The 21,133-nt window shown below is 41.6% G+C and carries 14 protein-coding genes and 1 tRNA gene; 11 read left to right on the top strand and 4 right to left on the bottom strand.

The annotated features are described in order from the left end of the window. Window positions 1-869 precede the first annotated feature (869 nt). From RMX98_RS26100 to RMX98_RS26090, 3 genes are all read left to right on the top strand, one after another. Window positions 870-2,213, top strand: coding sequence for a DVUA0089 family protein (locus RMX98_RS26100; protein WP_322675678.1), 1,344 nt, complete (start codon window positions 870-872; stop codon window positions 2,211-2,213). A 103-nt stretch (window positions 2,214-2,316) separates the two neighbouring features. Next, window positions 2,317-3,741 (top strand): PQQ-dependent sugar dehydrogenase, encoded by a 1,425-nt coding sequence (locus tag RMX98_RS26095; protein ID WP_322675677.1) that lies wholly within the window; start codon window positions 2,317-2,319, stop codon window positions 3,739-3,741. A gap of 191 nt (window positions 3,742-3,932) precedes the next feature. Beyond that, window positions 3,933-4,017: transfer RNA gene (locus RMX98_RS26090), tRNA-Ser, on the top strand. An 876-nt stretch (window positions 4,018-4,893) separates the two neighbouring features. Here RMX98_RS26090 and RMX98_RS26085 read toward each other — a convergent pair. Together RMX98_RS26085 and RMX98_RS26080 are read right to left on the bottom strand one after the other, a co-directional pair. After that, window positions 4,894-6,663 (bottom strand): tetratricopeptide repeat protein, encoded by a 1,770-nt coding sequence (locus tag RMX98_RS26085; RefSeq protein ID WP_322680744.1) that lies wholly within the window; start codon window positions 6,661-6,663, stop codon window positions 4,894-4,896. Beyond that, on the bottom strand, window positions 6,653-7,945 hold the full coding sequence (locus RMX98_RS26080) for an ATP-binding protein (protein WP_322680745.1): 1,293 nt from the start codon (window positions 7,943-7,945) through the stop codon (window positions 6,653-6,655). Before RMX98_RS26080 ends, RMX98_RS26085 begins: the two co-directional genes overlap by 11 nt. A gap of 561 nt (window positions 7,946-8,506) precedes the next feature. On the opposite strand from RMX98_RS26080, the gene RMX98_RS26075 reads away from it, so the two are divergent. After that, entirely contained in the window at window positions 8,507-9,691 is a 1,185-nt protein-coding gene (locus RMX98_RS26075) for an AbrB family transcriptional regulator (RefSeq protein ID WP_322680746.1), read from the top strand. Window positions 9,692-9,820: 129 nt separating this feature from the next. Next, window positions 9,821-10,636 (top strand): DUF1838 domain-containing protein, encoded by an 816-nt coding sequence (locus RMX98_RS26070; protein WP_322680747.1) that lies wholly within the window; start codon window positions 9,821-9,823, stop codon window positions 10,634-10,636. Between the two features lie 184 nt (window positions 10,637-10,820). On the opposite strand, the gene glsA is transcribed toward RMX98_RS26070, so the two are convergent. After that, on the bottom strand, window positions 10,821-11,792 hold the full coding sequence (gene glsA / locus RMX98_RS26065; protein ID WP_322680748.1) for a glutaminase A: 972 nt from the start codon (window positions 11,790-11,792) through the stop codon (window positions 10,821-10,823). Window positions 11,793-12,701: 909 nt separating this feature from the next. On the opposite strand from glsA, the gene RMX98_RS26060 reads away from it, so the two are divergent. The 6 genes from RMX98_RS26060 (at window position 12,702) to RMX98_RS26035 (ending at window position 19,817) form a co-directional block, all read left to right on the top strand. Then, a complete protein-coding gene (locus RMX98_RS26060; RefSeq protein ID WP_322680749.1) occupies window positions 12,702-13,805 on the top strand; it encodes a septal ring lytic transglycosylase RlpA family protein in 1,104 nt (367 codons plus the stop codon). Window positions 13,806-14,223: 418 nt separating this feature from the next. Beyond that, window positions 14,224-15,828: a bifunctional pantoate--beta-alanine ligase/(d)CMP kinase gene (locus RMX98_RS26055; RefSeq protein WP_322680750.1), complete on the top strand. Its 1,605-nt coding sequence runs from the start codon at window positions 14,224-14,226 to the stop codon at window positions 15,826-15,828. Window positions 15,829-16,324: 496 nt separating this feature from the next. Further along, complete coding sequence (locus RMX98_RS26050) at window positions 16,325-16,927, top strand: superoxide dismutase (protein WP_322680751.1); 603 nt, start codon at window positions 16,325-16,327, stop codon at window positions 16,925-16,927. Between the two features lie 298 nt (window positions 16,928-17,225). Then, window positions 17,226-17,432 (top strand): hypothetical protein, encoded by a 207-nt coding sequence (locus RMX98_RS26045; RefSeq protein ID WP_322680752.1) that lies wholly within the window; start codon window positions 17,226-17,228, stop codon window positions 17,430-17,432. 62 nt (window positions 17,433-17,494) lie between these two features. Continuing rightward, window positions 17,495-18,631, top strand: coding sequence for an AIR synthase related protein (locus RMX98_RS26040; protein WP_322680753.1), 1,137 nt, complete (start codon window positions 17,495-17,497; stop codon window positions 18,629-18,631). A gap of 499 nt (window positions 18,632-19,130) precedes the next feature. Continuing rightward, a complete protein-coding gene (locus RMX98_RS26035; RefSeq protein ID WP_322680754.1) occupies window positions 19,131-19,817 on the top strand; it encodes a PHP domain-containing protein in 687 nt (228 codons plus the stop codon). 89 nt (window positions 19,818-19,906) lie between these two features. Here the strand turns inward: RMX98_RS26035 and cbiE are convergent, their stop codons facing one another. Continuing rightward, window positions 19,907-21,133, bottom strand: coding sequence for a precorrin-6y C5,15-methyltransferase (decarboxylating) subunit CbiE (gene cbiE, locus RMX98_RS26030; RefSeq protein WP_322680755.1), 1,227 nt, complete (start codon window positions 21,131-21,133; stop codon window positions 19,907-19,909).

Genomic DNA, 21,133 nt, shown 5'->3' with positions numbered 1-21,133 from the left:
CGAAACTCAGTGCAAGTCGCTCGATTACCGCCAAGCGATGCACTGAGCGGCTTGCCCTGAGCGGAGCCGTTGGCGCACTTGTACTGAGCGACTTGTGCCGAGCGAAGTCGAGGTAAGCCGAAGTAGCCTCTCGTAGAGAAGGGAGTCGAAGTGTCGAAACTCAGTGCAAGTCGATACCTTAATCTTCTGAAATCCTCTTGCCTATTGCCTATTGCCTTTTGCCTATTGCCTATCTACGCAAATAATTTCAGTAATCAAACTAGATTCCTATACCTAAAATAAGTATATAAAATTTATGTAAAGTTTAAGTGTTATTAAGCTTAAAAACGTCCTGAATAATCTATCAATTTAACTTATGTATTTTCAAATGTATTCCTTTAATAGAAAAGTATTTTTTTTACAGAAATAAAATAATCTTGAAACCTAACTTAATGAGAATACCGTAGTAATCTGAAAAATCTTGCAATTTATAGCAAAAAAAACACTCAATAAAAAAACACTGAATTAAAATTCATCTACATATTTCACAAAGTATTATAAATAAAATTTAATTACTTATAAAGATTTGGTAAATAAGTTGATGTGACCTTTCGCTCATGATAATTAAATACTAATGACATCTAAAATTAAAAAGATATTGAAAAAGCAACCAAAAAACCAATAAATGAATTTTCACCTAGTTATTTATTATTTGCGTAATCGAGCAACCAAATCAATAACTAATATTTTCTACGTATTATTAATTATTTTAATCAATATATTTGTATTTAAATTTACAGTTTTAATCAATCAGCATTGAACTTAATGAAGAGTTTTTTGACTGGAGCCTAATCCAGGCATTAGTTAGATATTCAGGAACAATAATAGATATGGCAGTTATTTACGGCACTAGAATTTCTGATACAAAAAATGGGAATCCAGAAAATGACACGATATATGGTTGGGCTACTGGTGATGACGCCAATAGTGTTTCCGGTAACGACATTCTAAATGGTGCAGCTGGTAACGATAATCTGTTTGGCGGGACGGGAAACGATAGTTTAATCGGTGGTTCTGGCAATGACACACTTGATGGCGGCTTGGGTACTGACAGCTTAAATGGGGGAGTAGGTGACGACACTTATGTGATTGACAGTGTTCTTGATACCATTACTGAGGCTGTGAATTCAGGTCAAGATACCGTCCGGTCTTCTGTCACCTACACACTAGCTGCCAATCTGGAGAACCTGACACTGAGGGAAACTAGTGCCATCAGTGGCACAGGTAACAGTCTTAACAACTTCCTCTTTGGTAATACTTTTAATAACACTCTGAATGGAAGAGCAGGCAATGACACGCTAGATGGTAACGTCGGCAATGATATCTTGAATGGTGATGAGGGCAACGATAGTCTACAAGGCGGGCCCGGTAATGACATACTCAATGGAGGGTCTGGAGACGATATCCTCATCGGCGTTTTTCCTGATAGTCTGCTTGCACCTGGATTAGGGGAGATTGATACCTTAACTGGCGGCATTGGGCTAGATAGATTTATCCTTGGGGATGCTAAAAATGTCTACTACGACGATAAAAACACAGCAAATGCTGGTTTTGGAGACTTGGCTACGATTACTGACTTCAATCGGAGTGAAGATCGAATAGAACTCAAAGGCTCTCCAAAGGATTACCGCTTACAAACTGTTGGAGCCAACACACAAATATTCTTAGACAAACCTGGAGCAGAGCCAGATGAAATTATAGGTATTGTGCAGGGCGTAGTTAACCTCAGACTTGATAGTGATGACTTCCTTTTCTATGAGCGAGAAAATGCTGGACAAGCTACAAACAATACACTAGCTAAAGCTGAAGGATTAGGTTCTTTATCATCAGGCTCAAACGTCAATCTCTCAGGTGATTTAGTAACAGTTCAGCCGGGGGATAATCCCGATTTCGACTTTTTCACATTTTCTCTAGTAAATCCAAAAACTGTCACCATTAGTACCGTGACAACTGATGATACAGTTATCGGACTGTTTAACAATGCTGGAATTTTACTGCAAAGTGATGACGATAGTGGCCCCGACTTTGGATCGTTAATCACCGCTTCACTAGGTGCTGGTACATACTCCATTTCAGTGAGTAAATATGCTTTCTTTCCTGAAAATGGCGGAATTTTCTCTGGTTCTAGTGACAGCAACCCTGCTCCTTATACGCTACAAGTCAGTTTGACATAAGAATCGCAACCATTACTCATTTCAGCCCGTAATCTCTAAAATTTTTCCCCTCATTAAGAAGATTTAGCAAGAAAATCATCTGACTATTTATTTGAAGGAAATCATGAATAACACTAAATCATCCAACCAAGTGAAACGCAAATTTATCGGTAAGTTTGCCGCTAAATTGCTGTTATTTACAATGGTTATATTAAATCATGGCATTACCTCAGTAAATGCTGCACCTCAAGCGCTGCGTTCTGATATTAAGATTCGCAATATTATTAATACGTTATCGGTTTCTCCTTCGGTTCGGATTGCCAAAGATCCACGAAATAATACCCTCTATTACCTCAAACGAAATGGAGATATTTATCGAGTCAATTTAGCCTTGTTGAATAGTACACTTGTTTACAACACTAGTAATCATAATGTCGGTGAGACTCAAGGCATGGCCATTGGCCCTGACGGGACAATTTATTTAGTTGGCAATGCAGACCTTGTGAATAACCAGACTAAAGCAATTATTGTTAAGGGCGTAATTAATTCGATTACAGGACAGCGTACCTGGTCTACCTTAGCTAAGAGTGCAGGCTATCCCAAAAGCAAAACAGCTTATGACCATCGCTTTAACGGCGTGGTTGTTAGCCCAGATGGTAACTTTATCTATGTGAATAGCGGTTCTCGTACCGATCATGGTGAGGTTCAGTCTGTTGATGGTCAATATCCCAATACTCGCGAAGTTGGATTAACTGCCTGTATACTCCGTCTTCCTACTAATGGCAAAAATCTCTTTTTGGCAAACAATCGAGCAACCTTAAAGACAGCTGGCTATATTTTTGCAGAAGGAACACGTAATACTTTCGATATGGCTTTTGCGCCCAATGGCGATTTATTTGGTACAGAAAATGGCCCCGATCGCGACATGTCAGAAGAATTAAATTGGCTACGTCTAGGTGGTAATTATGGCTTTCCCTGGCGTATTGGTGGAACAGACAATCCCCAACAATTTCCAAATTATAATCCTGCCACTGACCGATTATTAAATGCTAAATTTAACGCCATCCAAAGGGGCTATTATCGTAACGATCCAACCTTTCCTGTTCGACCTGCAAACTTGATTGAACCAATTCCTAATTTGGGGCCGGATGCAGACAATTACCGCGATCCTCTAGATGGTAAAGTCAAAGATGCTAGTGTTCTTGGACAAAGTTTTAGCACTTTTACAACACACCGTTCTCCTTTGGGCTTAGTTTTTGATACACAAGGAGTAATGAGTCCAGAATTCAACAGAGATGGATTCATGTTGAGTTGGACACCAGGCGACGCTACTGGTGAAACAGTCGCAGGGCCTTTTAAAGATTCCAGCCAAGACCTGTTGCATTTAAACTTAACTAAAGTAGGAACTACCAACTATAAACTTAACGCTACACGCCTTGTCACAGGTTTTAGCAATCCCATTGATGCTGAGATTATCGGCAATAAGATTTATGTTCTGGAATATGGTGGAAATCAAGGAATTTGGGAAATCTCTATGCCCACTAACTAAAGCAGATTGGGTTTTGCATGACACAAGAAGGGTGATTGATACAGATTGGCTTGGGTATTGGCGTTCCTAGAGCATTGCGTAACACAAAAAAAGCGATGGTGCTATAATACCAAAGGGAATTCTAGTCAGATTTCCCATAATTTGGCGGCATTGGAATCTAAATAGATATTCAAATGTCTGCATAAATAGCTGGAGAGGTGTCCGAGCGGTTCATGGTGACGCACTCGAAATGCGTTTTGGGGAAACTCAACGGGGGTTCGAATCCCCCCCTCTCCGTTCAAAAGATTACTAGAAATATGAGTGATGTTTTAAAAGTTGCCTTCGATTTTTGTTTTCGGAGACTAAATCATTTACTCATAAATGTTTGAGGATTTCTGAAAATTGCGTAGGCTTCGCAAGAGTTGCCCTTCATAGACATGGCACTCTTCACACTCATAAGCAATGTTTTAGCGAGAAGAGTAAGAGCCAATCTGTCAAGTATGTTTGACACTTCAGTGTACAAGATGCCGAGGAAACAAGCGTTTCAAGATTGTAAAGAAAGATGTGACTAATGGATAGCCGCTCTTCGGGAGGGGAGACAAAGCATAGCTTTGGCGAGGTGGGGTTCTTTATTTTTGATTTATGCAAGAGGTCTATTTTAACGTGAGTTCGATGAGTGCTATTTTGACCTCTCCCCCAGCCTCTCTCCTTGTAGGCTACCGTGTACACACAAGTCGAGTTTTTTCTTAAATTCCAAACATTACCTACTTAATCGCACTGATGGTTAGGGTGGGGTAAAACTAAAGCTAAAACATTAGTAAACCAGGTTTGGGGTAAGGTTTTGAAAATTTATGCAATAAATATATTGAATTCGGGTAGTCGTTTATTGAATTCGGGCGATCGTTTATTGAATTCAACCAGTGGTTAAGGTGGGTAAAACCCAGATTCAAAGAACAACGTAGAGACTTGTGTGTACACCGTAGCCTACAAGGAGAGGGGAGCAAAAACCCTCTAATCTCATTACTCCTCCCTCTCCTTACGGAGACGCAACGCGTTCGCCTTTTAGGAGAGGGAGGCTGGGAGGGAGAGGTCTGTCGAACTCACGTTATTTTATATTTTTGACATCGCTAAATTTACAAAAACTCAATTCTTCTTTCTACGCCTTGGCGTGATTTATTCTTCACTCTTCCCCATCGCTGCCGCAAGTTTTTCTAAATTCTCTCGCACAGCCACACAACGAAGATGCTCAACACCCCAGACTCGCTCACAAATATCTAAAGCTTGCAAATAAAGGGGTTTTGCTTCGCTGTAACGTTCAGTGGCACGATAAATTTCTGCCAAATTGTTGAGACTTTCGGCAACATTAGGATGATTTTCTCCTAATAGATGTTTATCAAGTTCTAAGGCTTTTATACATAAAAGTTCCGCCTCATTGTAACGCCCTTGCTCTCTATACATATAACCCAAAGCATAGATAGTATCTGCTAAGAGCGGATGCGCCTTTTGCAGTAGACGCTGCTTAAGTTCCAATGATTGCAAAAACATTGCTTCGGCTTGCTCGTAGCGTCCTTGAGCGCGGTATATTAAACCTAAATTGTGCAAATCTGTTGCGACATCAGGATTCTTTTCTCCCAAGAATCGCTTATCTAGTTCTATTGCTTGTTGCGATAACGGTTCAGCTTCACTGTAACGTCCTTGATGATAATAAAGTAGCGCTAAATTATTTAGTATGAGAGCGAAAGAAGGATGATTTTCGCCCAGCAGACGTTTTTCAAGTTCTAATGATTGCAGATACAAAGGTTCTGCTTGCTCATAACGTCCTTGTTCATCATATAATAGTGCCAAATTGTTCAGACTAGCGACAACATCGGCATGGTTTTCTCCTAACAAGCTTTTCCTCAGTTCTAAAGCTTGTTGATATAAAAGTTCCGCTTTACTATATTGTCCAGTAGATTTGTAGAGTCCTGCCAAATTGTTAAGGCTAGTAGCAAAAGAAGGATGATTTTCTCCTAGCAGCCGTTTCCTTAATTCTAAAGCTTGTTTATATAAAGGTTCGGCTTCACTGTAGTGTCCCGTTGCCCGATACATTCCTGCTAAATTGTTGAGGCTATTAGCTAAATCTATCTGCAAACCTAATTCATTTTGTAGTTCACTTGCTTGACACCAATACTTAATTGCTAATTCCTGTTCTTCTTGATAATTTGGAGATTCACCACGCTCTAATCTGCTGCGGTAAATATCACCCAATCTTGAATACAAGGTAGCCAAAGTGGGATCTTTGGTTCCCTTTTCCTGTTCTACTTTCTCAATTAGTCTTTGTAAATCTTGGATGGGCAAGAAAAAGGGGTTATCTTCATTAGTATCTGTACTGGCTAATTCGGTGTCTCTAAAAACAAAGCGGATATTTTCTAATTCTTTACCAGGAATAGCATTTGTCTTTTTAGATTCAAACCGAAATACACCATTGCGCCAACTCCAAAAATCAGGGGCTTTTTTAATTAGGTTAACTAATATTTGGTTAGTTACCCAAAGCACGATCGCAAATGGGAATTCGCGCAATCCTTCCCTTGTCCACTGTAAGTAACCAAAAAATTTCTCCTGTTCTGATTGCTCTTTTTCTAACCTGAGAAAATAAAGTTGTTCAGCACCTGTCACAGTAATCACTGTCGGGTTCTGCTGACGGAGATATTCTTCTTGTTGTACCAGTTGGTTAAGAGCAGCTTTGAGGCTTGGTTCTTGGCGTGCTAAAGTTACTCGATATGCACGAAAAACGGGTTTTAGTTCAGCTTCATATTGAGCAATAATCTGATCACGAAAACTAGCATCATCGCAAACCGCAATCAGTAAATTTAATCCTCGCTTTTGAGCTTCAATAGAAACAATTAAATCATCATACGCATCTTGATTTTCTCCTTCATCATCCAAAAATTCTTCATTTAACATTAATGGCTCCCTGTCTTCTCAAGCTTTCAATAATAATTGGATGAACATCATACCAAGTTTCATCAGTACGATATTCTAGAACATACAGTCCATGTAGCAAATCCAAAAACTCTGGTTGTTTCGGGTCATTTGGCATGAATTGTTCATAAACACTCTGCAAAATATCTATGTCAATCTTTCCTAAACGTATAGAAAAATCATTGCGGATCTTATTGATTGCTTGCAGAAGAATTTTATCATCAATGATAACTTTTGCTGAAGGATTTCGCCGGATCATTCGTAAACAAATGCGGCAACATTCCTTAGAAATACGAATTACTTCTCGCAATACACCACCACTGTAAATCACAATTTTTTCAGCAGTTTCAGCCGCAATTAGTTCACTAGGAATCCGCTTTTGTAAAACTTCACCGAGAATCTTTGTTGCTTCTGGGCGAGGTTGAGCATTAGGAAAGCGATTTTTACTTTTATCGAATATTTTTAACACAGGCATTGCGACAACTTGATCGTTGGTTTCAGTGGCAATTATTGTGCTGATAAATGTTTCTCGAAGAACTGCGATCGGGATGGTGTAAATTATTTGAAAATTAGGTTGACAAAGAGCTTTGATGTTATCTCGATAAATTTCGTTAACTCTGCCTAAGTCAAGTTTGTCTAAATCATCAATAATTACTAAAACGTTTTGTTTAGTTGCAGCTTGAATTAGAGCAGCTATTTCGTTGATTCTAGCAACTAAATCTGATAACTTGCGTTCAAACTCTTGCTTAATTTCATCCCGAACGCTAGCATCAGCTTTTAATTTAGAGCTAATCAACTTTAAAAGGTCAAAACCTATACTAACTTCTGCTTGCAAATTCGATTCTTCAGTGCGAGTCCGGGTAGCAAACCACTTATAAAGAGCTTCTTTTGTCGATTGCGGAATATCAACTTTGCGTGCTTCTGCCTCTGTCATTAAATTAACTGCGATCGCAAACAGTATATTAATATGATTAACCGCCGACATTTCAATTTTGTCAGCAATAGAAAACAGAACTACAAAATATTTATCTTGGATTTGTCTGCTAAATTCAGCTAATAAAGTAGACTTACCACATCCTCGATGTCCTGTAAAGACAATTTTGCCATCTCCATTAGGACTATCTTCGACTAATTGGTTCAGGTCTGCAATCAAATCATCACCATATTCAACTCTAAATCTTTCCATTTCGTTCCGTTCCATCAACGGAAACAGTTCGAGATTGCTGTATGCTTCTTGAAAGGAGTTTAATAAGTCTTCAGACATTGGATAGTGCCGTAAACGTGCTAACTATTCATATAATGGCTCATGATTTTTGAAGCACAAGTTCAGGCAATGTCTGAGATAGAGTATGTCTACATAACTTCTTAAATTCCGTTAATAAATAACTACTAGGTGAGTGGTATGTTATGTCTTAAAAAGAGATGCCTCAATCCCCAAATTTTAACCGCTCAATAAGTAACATAGGTCAATAATCAATCAGACTGAATGATAGATTATACATGCGATAATTTAGACTGAATGATAGATTATACAGATAAAATAGTAAAGCTACTTAACACATAAATAAAATAAAATTTTCAGTTATGAAAATAAATTTTTAGTGTGCTTCGTCTCATCCCCCTCTAGCCGATGCGATGGTAGCTGTTGTTACTATTAGTGAGTAGTTTGTCAAGGAATAATTCACGAGTACATTCTCTCTCAGGACGGCGATAAATCGCGTCTCTCTAACGTGTCAGTCTTTTAGACGCGGTGTCGTGTCCGATCGCATCGCTGGAGATCCACTTTTGCACCTATAGCTTAGACTTAAAAAAAAGCTTAGTATCGATGAATCAAAGTCTAAGTGCTACTCCCAGCCTGGAAGAACACACTCATCAAAATCCTGTTGTTACCAAACAGCAGCTATTTGGGAAGCAACTAATTGTCCTTGTCTTGGAAATGCTTCTGGCATTACCTCTGGGTTTACTCCTGGCAAAGTTCCAAATTGGGAGGATTGCCTGGATATTTGGCGGGATTGCGGCAGGTACAATGGTTCTCCAAGGATGTCGAATTTTTTATCAATATTCCCCCCCACCTAATCGCACTGCTAGAAAAGTGGGAATGGCACTTGTCGGTTTAACTGTCGGCGCTTCCAATGCCCACGCTAATCTAGCTAGTGTTGCTTCTGGTATTCCCATATTTATTTTTCTTACCTTATTTCTGCTGCTAAGTGGAGGCTGTATCGGTTATATTTACTCCCGCGCCAGCAAAACCAACTTATTTACAGCAATGCTGGCTACAGTTCCTGGTGGTGTAGGAATTATGGCTGCGATCGCTGCCGATTACAATAAAAATGTTAGTTTGGTTGCCCTAGTTCAAGCAATTCGCGTCACCTGTGTAGTTGTTCTGATTCCCCTCATCGCTAAGACATCAGCCGGTAATGATTATCCGCAAACACTCCCAATCAAAGCTGCTTGGCTCAATCTCGATCCATCTCAACTAGAATTACTCTTATTAGTACTGGTAATTACTGGATTAGTAGTTTATCCAGCTATATTATTTAAAATACCCGCAGGCGATTTCTTTGGTGCATTGTTGATTGGTATCGGGTTTAATCCTTTGCTACATTGGCTGCCTTTTGTAGGTGATATTAGCTTTAGTCCGCCGCCAATAATAAACTTATTGGGGCAAATGCTTCTGGGAATTACGATTGGTGAATATTGGGGAGACAAACCCAACTTGAAAAAGCGGACTGTCGCCTATGCCTTGATGTCCGTGGGGATGACTCTCGTAGCCGGAGCGATCGCTGCTATACTTGCGATGCAATTAACCTCTTGGGACTGGTTAACCTGTCTCTTAGTCACAGCACCAGGAGGATCGGCAGAAATGATCCTGGTTTCCCTGGCATTGAATCATAATGTAGAAATTGTCACAACTGGTCATTTAGTGCGACTAATTGCAATTAATAGTTCCCTGCCTCTTTGGGTGTTTTTGTTTCGCCGTTTAGATAAGCAACTTCCTGAATCAGTTTAATTGATGAAAGCATTGGGCATTGGGAATGGGGCATTAGTTTTTGACAAATGACAAATTACTAATAACAAAGATGCAACTTCAATGCTGATAGCTTATTCTTTTGTTATCCAAATACTAAGGATGCTTTAGATGGTTGCCCAAATTCAAGAACTTGAAGCGCAGCACTGGGTTAAAACTCGTTCTTCCCTCGATCCTAGCGAATCCACTTTCCTAATTTGGAAAGGTAAAATTTACGCTTTTATTCCCGGTGAGAAAAGACAACTCCTGTTTAAGATGCTGGGATTAAGCGTTAGCCGATGTATTCCCACAGCAGAGGGTAGCTGGGATTTTACTTCTAGAGAACTAACTTACTACCTCAACCCAAAAACAGATGAGGTTTTATCCAAATGGGAGAATCCTTGGACAGGCGAGACAGTTCCGGTGATTCACGTTGCCAATAATCCTGTGCAGGGTAAGTTTGAGGGAAATTTCCCCGCACAAGTCGATGGTGACAGCACGACCTTTGTTTTTGATATATTTCCTTATTACCCCAACCCCTTAGCAGACGATCGCAAATTTGCCGAATATAGCCCAAATCCAATTTATCAGGCAGCAGAATTGTTTAAATTAACTGTGCCAACCGCAGATTTATTCAACCCAGCACTTAAATCAGTTTCTGAACTCAAACTGAGTTGGGATCGGATTGGTCAATGGCTTCCCTGGATGAAAATGGGCGATCGCCCCGGTCAACTAATCTACAGTGCTGTTGGCAGCAAAGTCAACGGTTTAACAGAACTGCCTCCAGTGCTGCAAGACGAAATTAATAACCGTATTCCTCTATATAAACAAGCCCCAAAAGCATTGATAGATGGGGAAGATATGACTTCCTGGTTGTACTTCCAAAAGCACTTTCAAGCTTACTTAGCTGGTGAAATCTTCCCGCTTCCCCAAGCAGAAGAATTGTAAACTAGCTAGAAAGCTATATCGAACTCTTGCCAAGAGATATTATGGCGATCCGCGAAGCAAACTTAACCGATCGCATACGGTTGGACAGATACGCGAAGAGGGATTATTTAGAATTTGGCGATCGCTAAATTGGGGATTGGGGACTGATAACTGGGGAAGAGTTTTTCGATGCCCAATGCCCACTTCACTCTTGACCTGAACAATCAAATAGATGTAAACCTAATCGTTGCGAAAGTTCTTCACACACTTTCACCCCCCGCACACTGTTACCACGCACATCCAAAAGCGGCGAAAAAACTCCAATGCCCATTTTATTGGGTACAACGGCAATAATCCCACCAGAAATACCGCTTTTCGCCGGAATCCCAATTTTATAAGCCCACTCACCCGCAAAGTTGTACATTCCGCAGGTGTACATCACACTCAAAATATCTTTGATGTAACGCTTATCTACCGCCTGTTCTTTGGTGATGGGGTTCATACCTTTGTTAGCTAGGGTAGCCGCCATCACTGCTAAGTCTTGGCAATTCACCATCACAGCACACTGTTGGAAATAAAGATCCAGCGCCTCTTCAATGTTTCGGTCAATCATGCCAAAGTTGAGCATCAAATGCGCCATTGCCCGGTTGCGATGCCCTGTACTCCGTTCTGAGGTAAAAACTGAAATGTCAACAAACACGTCGTGGCCAATATATCGCCGAAACATATCCAGCATTCGGTTGAGGCGTTCGGTAGGCCCGGAACCTTTGATTAAGCTAGTGGTGGCGATCGCACCTGCATTTACCATTGGATTATAAGGTCGCTTTGATTGCTCATCCAAAACAATCGCGTTGAATGCATCCCCCGTCGGTTCTACGCCAACCCTCGTCAAAACATAATCCAGTCCATGATCTTCTAAGGCAAGTCCATAAGCAAACACCTTGGAAATTGACTGAATAGTAAAAAGTTGCTCGTAGTCTCCAATTTTATAAACCTGACCGTCTACTGTCACAATGCAAATGCTAAACAAGTCCGGGTTTGCCTTTGCCAGTTCGGGAATGTATTTCGCCACTGCACCCTCTTGCAGAGACTTGTACTGGGAATGCAACTCATTGAGAACAGCTTTTAATGGCAATGGTTCTATTTCTAAATCTCCTTGATCCGCTTGGTTTATCATCACGCTGATAGCATTCCCCAAAATACTCACTATATATAGTAGGGGTGCAGCTGTACATCCCTAAAATTGGAAAGATTTTCCTCTCATACAGCTTGCTCTAAAAAATCATACTTAAGCAACTACTTAGGGATAAAAATAGTGTTTGTGTTTTTTAATACACACGTAGTTTGTTGTACAAGCGATTGCAAAGATTTTTGAATTTTTTTATCATTAGTCCGGAAAAATATTAAGTTGAGTATTGTCCTTTTTTTTATACTCAGCAATACTAGTTACACAAGTTATATTAATTACCTATCTCAGTCTAGTTATGTAGAATAAAAGTTATGATTAATCTAAGTAGAATCAACTTTGAAAACAGATATTAAACTGAAACTGATTTACGTAATTACTTCAGATGTAACTCCTATCACGGCTTATTTACAGGGAAATCTAAATATTTCCTTAAATAAGCCATTTTAAGTATTTATGCCGTTGCCATTTAAGAAAAGTTATATTAGCTTTTTAGAGGAAATAAGTTTAAAACATGTTATCTAGAATACACGAGTAATTGCGATCCTTTAGAACCAATGTGAATAGGGTATCGCCGCTTTAGCGTGTAATAAAGGTAAAGTTTTTTTAAGAAATTTTTGACTTGCAGAAAAAAGCGTTACATAGCTAAAGTCCGCTTTTGAGAAAGGTTTCGACCTTCAAATTGGAATGGTAATTTGAGAAAGTGGCCCATAGTTACGCTAAAACCCTGATCCCCAAGCTAAAAGGTTCGTGTTAGTCTGTTGCAGTTATAAATAACAAAGTGAAAACGGAACGAGTTCGAGTTTTTCCGAAGGGAAGTCACTTTCACTAGTTTTCACTAGTGAAAAATCCCGCAATTTATAAAACTTCAGTTCTACAGTCGCTTTCAAAAACGGACGCATGAATCAAAGACATTTCTGGACTATTGTTACCCTGTCTGTGACTGTTTTGGGACTACCCTCAGTCGGTTGCACTCAAACCACCAAGGGAAATGCGCTAGCTTCCCAAAAGTCACCTGCTCCTGATGTGGTTAAAGTGGGAGAGTACCAATCCAGAGCAGGGAAACAAACCTTGGATGCTGTGATTACAGAAATTCAACCTCACAATATTAGAGGACGTAAGGCGGCAACCCTTTTTATCAAAAAAATACCTGTTCTCACCTTTTTGAGTTCTGTCTCAAATACGAATCTTGAAACTAAAAAAGTTGGTGAAATTGGAAATACTGGGGGCGTACAAGGGTACGCCCTTATTGCTAACAATTCATCAAATGCATTGAACACTGGGAACGTAACAGATGTAAGTAACCAGATTACTTCTGTTGACGATGACCCGGTTCAGATCGCTGGTGTAATAGCAGCTAAGATCAACCAGTTGAATCGGGAAAACGTAGACGGGAGTAAAATTACCGTCAGTTGGAAAGCAGGGGAAAAATCTACTGCCAATCAAGCGCAAAACAAAAGCGTTCCTGTCCAACAAAATGGCGATCGCTATGTAATCAAAATTAATGGCGAAGAGTTGGTCGAAATCAACGAAGGTACGCGATTAGCAGGTACTACCAACGATTTAGCACAAGATGCATTGCAAGCAACCAATCGCTTACGGAGACTACTAGGCAATGCATCTCCCCTAAAAGAGATTGCGAATTTACCAGCGCGTCAACAAATATCAATATCAAAGCTACCCCAACAGATTGCCGTCGGAGTAGTGCGAGCCACCCTCAGAGGCATGGCTTCTTATTACGGCTATGACGGTTCTGGTAATCGTACTGCTAGCGGTCAGAGATTTAATCCCGAAGCAATGACTGCCGCCCATCGTAGCTTACCCTTTGGTACGCAAGTGCGTGTAACCAACACCCGCAACGGTCGTTCTGTAGTGCTGCGGATTAATGACAGAGGCCCATACATTCGGGGTCGAGTCATTGACGTGTCTGCCGGCGCGGCTCGAATTTTGGGAATGATGGGCAGTGGTGTTGCACCAGTACATATTGAGGTTTTGGGGAAATAATTATTAGGCAATAGGTAATAGGCAATAGACCTCTTGGCAAAAGTGCTTTTTGCAAGAGGGGGAAAAGGGTAAAGGTTAAAGGGGAAGGGGACAATACAGAACTTTTTCCCCCGCCCCTTATCCCCAGAGGGGACCCCACCTTCCTTCTTGCCCTTTTCCCGACTTATGCCAAAAAGTCTAATAGGCAATAGGCAATAGGCAATAGGGGTTTTTCCAATGCCCGCTTGCCCTGAGCGACTTGTGCCGAGCGTATTGCTAAAGCGAAAGCTCCGCTAACGCGTAGCGTCTTGCAGAGAAGGGATGCCCAATCCCCAATCCCAGTTCCGTATCACTTAATTCCCCTAGTTCAATTATCTCTTCCCTCTATTTCAGATATAAACTAACGGGGGAGGGATCGATAAGAACTAGGGGTATTTTTGTGCGCCTGCTGACAACAGTCGCAGCTTTACGCTGCTATTTAACTAAACGCTGCTCAGAAAACAAGCTAATTGCGGTTACTGAGGATCTGAAACTAGATGAGATGACTAGCTGGTATCAGACGGCAGTCGGTTTGGTACCAACGATGGGAAATTTGCATCAAGGTCATTTAAGCTTGATCCAACGGGCGCGGCAAGAAAATTCTACGGTGATTGTGAGTATTTTCGTTAATCCCCTGCAATTTGCTCCTAATGAGGATTATCAACGCTATCCCCGCACTTTGGAGCAAGACCAACAACTTTGCGAACAAGCTGGGGTAGATGCCATTTTTGCACCGAGTCCGGAAGAAATGGCAGTTCCTCAGAAGAGTATACAAGAATCAAAGGTTACACAAGTTATCCCCCCATCTGCTATGATAACAGGCTTGTGTGGTCGTTCTCGGCAGGGTCACTTTCAGGGTGTCGCTACGATTGTTACCAAACTTTTCAATTTGGTACAGCCTGACCGTGCTTACTTTGGTCAAAAGGATGGTCAGCAACTAGCAATTATTAAACGCTTAGTAGCTGACTTAAATTTGCCAGTAGAAATTGTTGCTTGTCCAACAGTACGGGAAGCGTCGGGTCTTGCCTTCAGTTCTCGCAATCAATATTTGACTGCAACGGCAAAAGAGCAAGCAGCAGTGTTATATCGTGGCTTGCAACGAGCCCAAGCTGCATTCATTGCAGGCGATCGCAATAGTAACAAGTTGATAGCAGTGGTACAGCAAGAAGTGGCAATGGTCAGCACGGTCTCAGTGGAATATATTGAATTGGTTGAACCGACTACGTTGATGTCTTTAGAAAAAGTTGAGGAGGAAGGAATGTTGGCGATCGCAGCTCGTTTTGGTGCTACACGTTTGATTGACAATATCATATTGCGCGATCGTCAACCTATTATCGCCATTGATGGCCCAGCTGGTGCTGGAAAATCCACAGTGGCGCGACAAGTGGCAGCAAATCTGAGTTTAGTGTATTTAGATACAGGAGCAATGTACCGTGCTGTCACTTGGTTAGTACTGCAAAAGAAAATTGCAATTGACGATGAGTGTGCGATCGCTGAATTAACTAGCAAGTGTAAAATTGAACTTACCCCTACGCAGGATTTACAATCGTCGGTGCGGGTTTGGATTGACGGTATCGATGTTACCCAAGCAATTCGCACGATTGAGGTAACTTCTCAAGTATCTGCGATCGCTGCACAAAGCGCTGTCCGTCAAGCACTGGTTAAACAACAGCAAAGCTGGGGTAAAAAAGGTGGTTTAGTCGCTGAAGGTCGGGACATCGGCACTCATGTGTTTCCCGATGCTGAAGTGAAAATCTTCTTAACCGCTTCTGTAAGTGAACGCGCCCGTCGTCGCCAAGAAGACTTTAACAAACAAGGTCAACCTGAAGTGAGTTTAGAGCAACTGGAGCACGACATTGCCGAACGTGACTGGAAAGATAGTACACGTAAGGTTTCTCCTTTGCAAAAGGCAGCAGATGCGATCGAAGTTCAAACCGATGGCTTGGAAGTGTCTGAAGTCACTGCACAAATCATTAACTATTACCAACAGCGTTTATCTCAGTAGTAATCACCGCTATTTGCTGTTAGTTGTTTAGTTTCAAAGGGTGGTGAGTGATTATTCACTTACCATCTTCAAAACTGCATTTAAAAACAAAATAGATAATTTCACTATTGGCTATTTTTCTTAATTATTAAGTTTTTTACTTATGAGCTTAGATTATTTAATATTTAAAAGAATCTCGCTTTCGACTGATTTATTACATTGTAATTAATCTTACTAAAGGTAGAAGTAGGAAAGCTTTAATTGCTAAATGCTAATTACTTATTGGCTTTTCGCGATGATAATATTAGCCATTTTTATTTATAGTCAGGAATTACTGGCGATTTGACTTATCATCGAAGTAGTTTGTTTTGGTCTTCACTTTGGTAGTAGAATGACGATGCTAAGTTTTATGTTCCATGATTAAAAACATAAAACCCCTAAACATAAAAGCTATTAATTTCCCAAGCTTCTGCAATAGCTTAAAACTGGAAACCAGTAAAGAGAGGATTAGAACACAATGGCATTTGTACAAGAACCACTACCTTTCGACCAGAATGCTCTAGAGCCACATGGCATGAAAGCTGAAACTTTTGAATATCACTATGGCAAGCATCACAAAGCTTATGTAGATAACCTCAACAAGCTCACTGAAGGTACAGAACTTGCTGATAAGTCTCTGGAAGAAGTGATCAAAACTTCCTTCAATGACTCTTCTAAAGCGGGAATCTTCAACAACGCTGCCCAAGTTTGGAACCACACCTTCTTTTGGAATTCCTTGAAACCAGGCGGTGGCGGCACACCTACTGGCGATCTCGCAGCCAAAATTGATAAAGATTTTGGTAGCTTCGACAAATTTAAGGAAGAGTTCTCTAACGCCGCCGCAACTCAATTCGGCAGTGGCTGGTCTTGGCTGATTGATGATGGTGGTACGCTGAAGGTAATCAAAACACCAAATGCAGAAAACCCTCTAGCTCATGGTAAGAAGGCACTCCTAACCTTGGATGTTTGGGAACACGCCTACTACATTGACTATAGAAACGCCCGTCCAGCGTTCATCAAGAATTTCCTAGAAAACTTAGTCAACTGGGACTTTGCTGCTGAAAACTTGGCTAAAGCTTAATTACTTTGCAGTTTTGAACTGGCTACAATGTCTTTTAGCCAGCTGCTTTGCGGCTATGTAGATTGTGCCAGATATGTAAAGTAGAAATAATTCAGTTAACACCGTTGTCAGCAGTCACGATAGTAGTCAGTCAAGTTTAAATCGATGGGTAAGCGAGTTCGTAGTAAGGAGATTTTAGTACTTATTTTCTCAGCACTAAAGTGGTTACTACAAACCCTGAAAACTAGCTTGACATTGTACTAGTATCGTGACTGTTTTTGGTTAGGCGTTGAGGGGATGTTAGAGAAATTAAAGATATATGGATAGCAAAGAACTAGCGCAATACATTGAAGCAACGAATAGCATCTCCAAACCTTGGGTATTGATACAACTGCGCCTCAAAAAATTGCAAGAGCGTCGAGCCACCTTGACAAACGATGTTTATACCAAAGAATTAGAAGATATTTACCAAGACTTGATGAAATTGGGTGAATGGTGGCGCGGTATTGAAGATGAGGTATTTTAAAGTGAGGAGTTATGAGTTTTCCTAACTCCTAACTCTTCACTTTTTACTTAAAGCGCAACCTGATGGCTCAAGCTCTCGATCAAGTCGATTACGATACTCTCGATGCTGCGAAACGACGCTTCATCGATGCTGCAAAACGCACACTTGGCTTTGCAAGCGCCTATGGCATAGTGCCCGCGTCGGGTTTGGGAGCAAGCGCCAACGCTTTTAGCTTCAACCTCGCTCCGTTTCTAGAGGCGGGTGCTAGAGAACTTTCGATGACACTTGTACCCGAAGGACTAGGCACCGCAGACGATACCCGCCCTGATGACCTTTCTGAAGAAGAACTTCGACGATTCTGGTGGAATATTGGTATTAAGATCATCTCGTGTCTGACGAATGACGCTGCAACTTCTGGTATGCAGACTATACTTCTCGGTCTTTATTTGCCATCGAGTACTCCTGAAACAATCTTTACCTCCGCCTTTCTTGATGGATTTCTGGATGGAGTGGTTGATGGGTGTAAACGAGTGGGGTGTGTTTATCTCTCAGGGGAAACTCCTCAACTAAAAACTAAGATGATTCCAGGGCGGCTCGATATCGCCGGCTCGGTTTTTGGGGTTATGCCGACTGGTGTTGCTCCTATTGACAGCTCGCGTCTGGATGCTGGAAATACCATTGTTCTGGTCGAGAGTTCTGGCCCCCATGAGAACGGCTTTACCCCACTGCGAAAGCTGGCTGAATCTCTTCCTGATGGCTACAGAACAAAACTTCCGAGTGGGCAGGAGTTTTGGGAAGCGATGAATGCTGCGTCGTATCTTTACACGCCGCTTGTACAGGCGGTACTTGGTGAGGGGATTCATCCTACGGCGATGGAGAATATCACTGGTCATGGCTGGCAAAAGTTGATGCGGTCGGTGAAGCCGCTTCGGTACGTCATCGAAACGATGCTTCCAATACCAGAGATATTTACGTTTGTTGAGAGTCATCTTGAGGGCGGGGCCGAGACGATGCTTTCGGTGTTCAATTACGGTGCAGGATTTGCATTCTATACAGAGTCGGAGCAGGATGCAGAGAGGATTGTCCTACTTGCAAGAGAACATCAACTCTCGGCTGTGATTGCCGGAAGGGTTGAAGCGTCCCTTACCCGCGAGGTAGTGATAAAACCCCTGGGAGTCACTTTGAAGGGAGATTCTTTTGGAATTGCGCGAGGGGTATAATACAATCCAAGCGTAGGCATAGCCCGCACTTCTGCTGCGCTCAGTGACCGTCGTAGACATCGCTAGTTTTCTTGGAGTTATTCTCAACTCACAAGATTTTCTTATCAATGCGATCGCTTAATTCATCATTGGTTAGATAAAATCGGTAATTACTGATAAAAATAATATTTTTTACACAGGATGCAGAGTTATATTTCCGTATTATTAAAGATAAATTATCTATTAAGCCTTTAGTATCTAAGTTATTTACCACAAATTTTATCAGCGTATTGCTAAAATCTAATGTGCAATATTTGTTACCACTTAATTTTAAAGTAGTCCGAAATACCCATGACTACTGAGATTAAGATTTGCTAACGTAGTCTTAACATATTGAAAAATTGGCTGAGAAAGCTGAGAAAGTAGCAACCAACACTAATTTTTTAGTGGTGGATCTCTCTTATCTGTAGATGTGGCGTTTTAGTGTGTTAAAAATATATATTTTTGTTCAGAGGGAGTTATGGCTGTAAATTTGGCCCGGACTACTGCTTCGGCAGAACTTTTGAAGCAAGTATTCAAAAACATTGATGCACATAGTTGCCCAAGGTTATTCAACTTTCACATGCACACTGTCTATTCAGATGGAAGGTTGCAGCCTAGTGCATTGATGGAACAGGCGATCGCTATTGGGCTTAAAGGGTTAGCGATCACCGACCATCATGGTATTGTCGGCTATCAAGCATCACTTGCTTGGTTAGAAGATTGGAAGTGGAGTAATCCTAATGCAACCACTCCTCACCTGTGGAGTGGCGTGGAAATCAATGCCAAGCTTTTGGATATAGAAGTTCACATTTTGGCTTACGCTTTTGCACCAGAACACCCTAGTATGAAACCCTATCTGCAAAGAAGGCCGACTACAGGGCAAGAATATCAGGCAAGTAACGTGATTGCTGCGATTCATGAAGCTGGAGGATTGGCGGTTCTAGCTCATCCAGCTCGTTACAAGCGATCGCTTTTTGACTTAATTCCAGCTGCTGCCCAAAAGGGGATCGATGGCGTGGAAACTTTCTATGCCTACAATAACCCTAACCCCTGGAAACCCAGCACCTTGGAATCAGAACAAGTGCAAAAGTTGGCTGATGAATACTTTCTTTTCAATACCTGTGGTACTGATACCCACGGTTTGAGCCTGCTACAACGCTTGTAAAGATGAATCAATTTATTTGTTTCTATACCCCTGGTTCAAGCAGCCAGGAGGTTATCTTTTTTTGAATTATTTTGTTTTAAGCCTATACATTAACCATTCAATTTTTCAGATTTTACAACTATCCATTGCGTCACAGGTGCCATTGCTCGCCAGCCCAAAAATTTCCCAATAGGTTCCGCCCGTTGGATGGCAATACGAGTTAAATCACCACCGACTCGTTCATGCCATTGAAATAAAGTTTGCTCACCCTCTACTGTCACTACATTTGCCACCAAACGTCCACCCAGCCGCAATGCTGACCAGCAAACATCAAAAAGTCCCGTTGCTGTCACTCCACCACCAATAAAAATAGCATCCGGTGCTGGCAAGTCTTTCAGGGCATGAGGTGCTTTACCTTCAATGATTTGCAGATTTGGAGTACCAAGAGTCGCGGCATTATCGGCAATGTAAAGTAGTCTAGAAGAATTTTGTTCGATCGCGATCGCTCGACACCGAGCATTACTCCGCATCCATTCGATAGAAATTGAGCCGCAACCCGCGCCAACATCCCACAATAATTCTCCCGGTGTGGGAGCCAAAGCTGCTAGGGTGATTGCCCTGACTTCACGCTTAGTTAACTGTCCATCGTGGTGGTAGACGTTATCTGGTAATCCTGGTAATTTTGGTAATGGGACAACCCCAACATCAGCAATACAATAAACTGCGATCGCATTCAAAGCAGCAACTTCAGTTTCACTCCAGGATGCTGCTGTACCTTCTATAATTCTTTCATGAGCGCCGCCCATACGCTCCAAGACGGTAATCTTACTGCCACCATAGCCGCGATTGGTCAAAATTTCCGCAACAATGGCGGGTGTGTCTTTCCCTTCACTCAAAATCACCAGCCGCGCTCCCGGATAAATATAAGATTGGAGTAGGGAGGATGGGCGACCATTCAAACTCAAGGTTTCCACTTCAGTTAAAGACCATCCAACTCTGGCACAGGCGAGGCTGAAGGCTGAAGGTGCAGGGATAATCGTCATTTCCGAGATGGGAATTCGCCGTGTTAAGGTGACACCAATGCCGTAACACATAGGATCGCCGCTTGCGAGTACGCAAATTGACTGACCTCGACGCTGGATGATTTCGTCAACTGAGGCGCTAATAGGGGATGTCCAGACTAGTTTCTCACGTTGGTCATCTGTAGGGAGCATAGCTAAATGGCGATCGCCTCCCACAATTACTTTAGCTTGAGCAACTAGAGAACGAGCGATCGCACTTAACCCCTGTAACCCATCTTCTCCAATACCGACGATAGAAAGCCATTTCTCTGTCAT

The sequence above is a fragment of the Nostoc sp. DedQUE02 genome, assembly GCF_034531035.1.
In the GTDB taxonomy this organism is placed as follows: domain Bacteria; phylum Cyanobacteriota; class Cyanobacteriia; order Cyanobacteriales; family Nostocaceae; genus Nostoc.
Note: the sequence above shows the minus strand (reverse complement) of the source record. Positions and strands in the feature narration are given on the sequence as shown.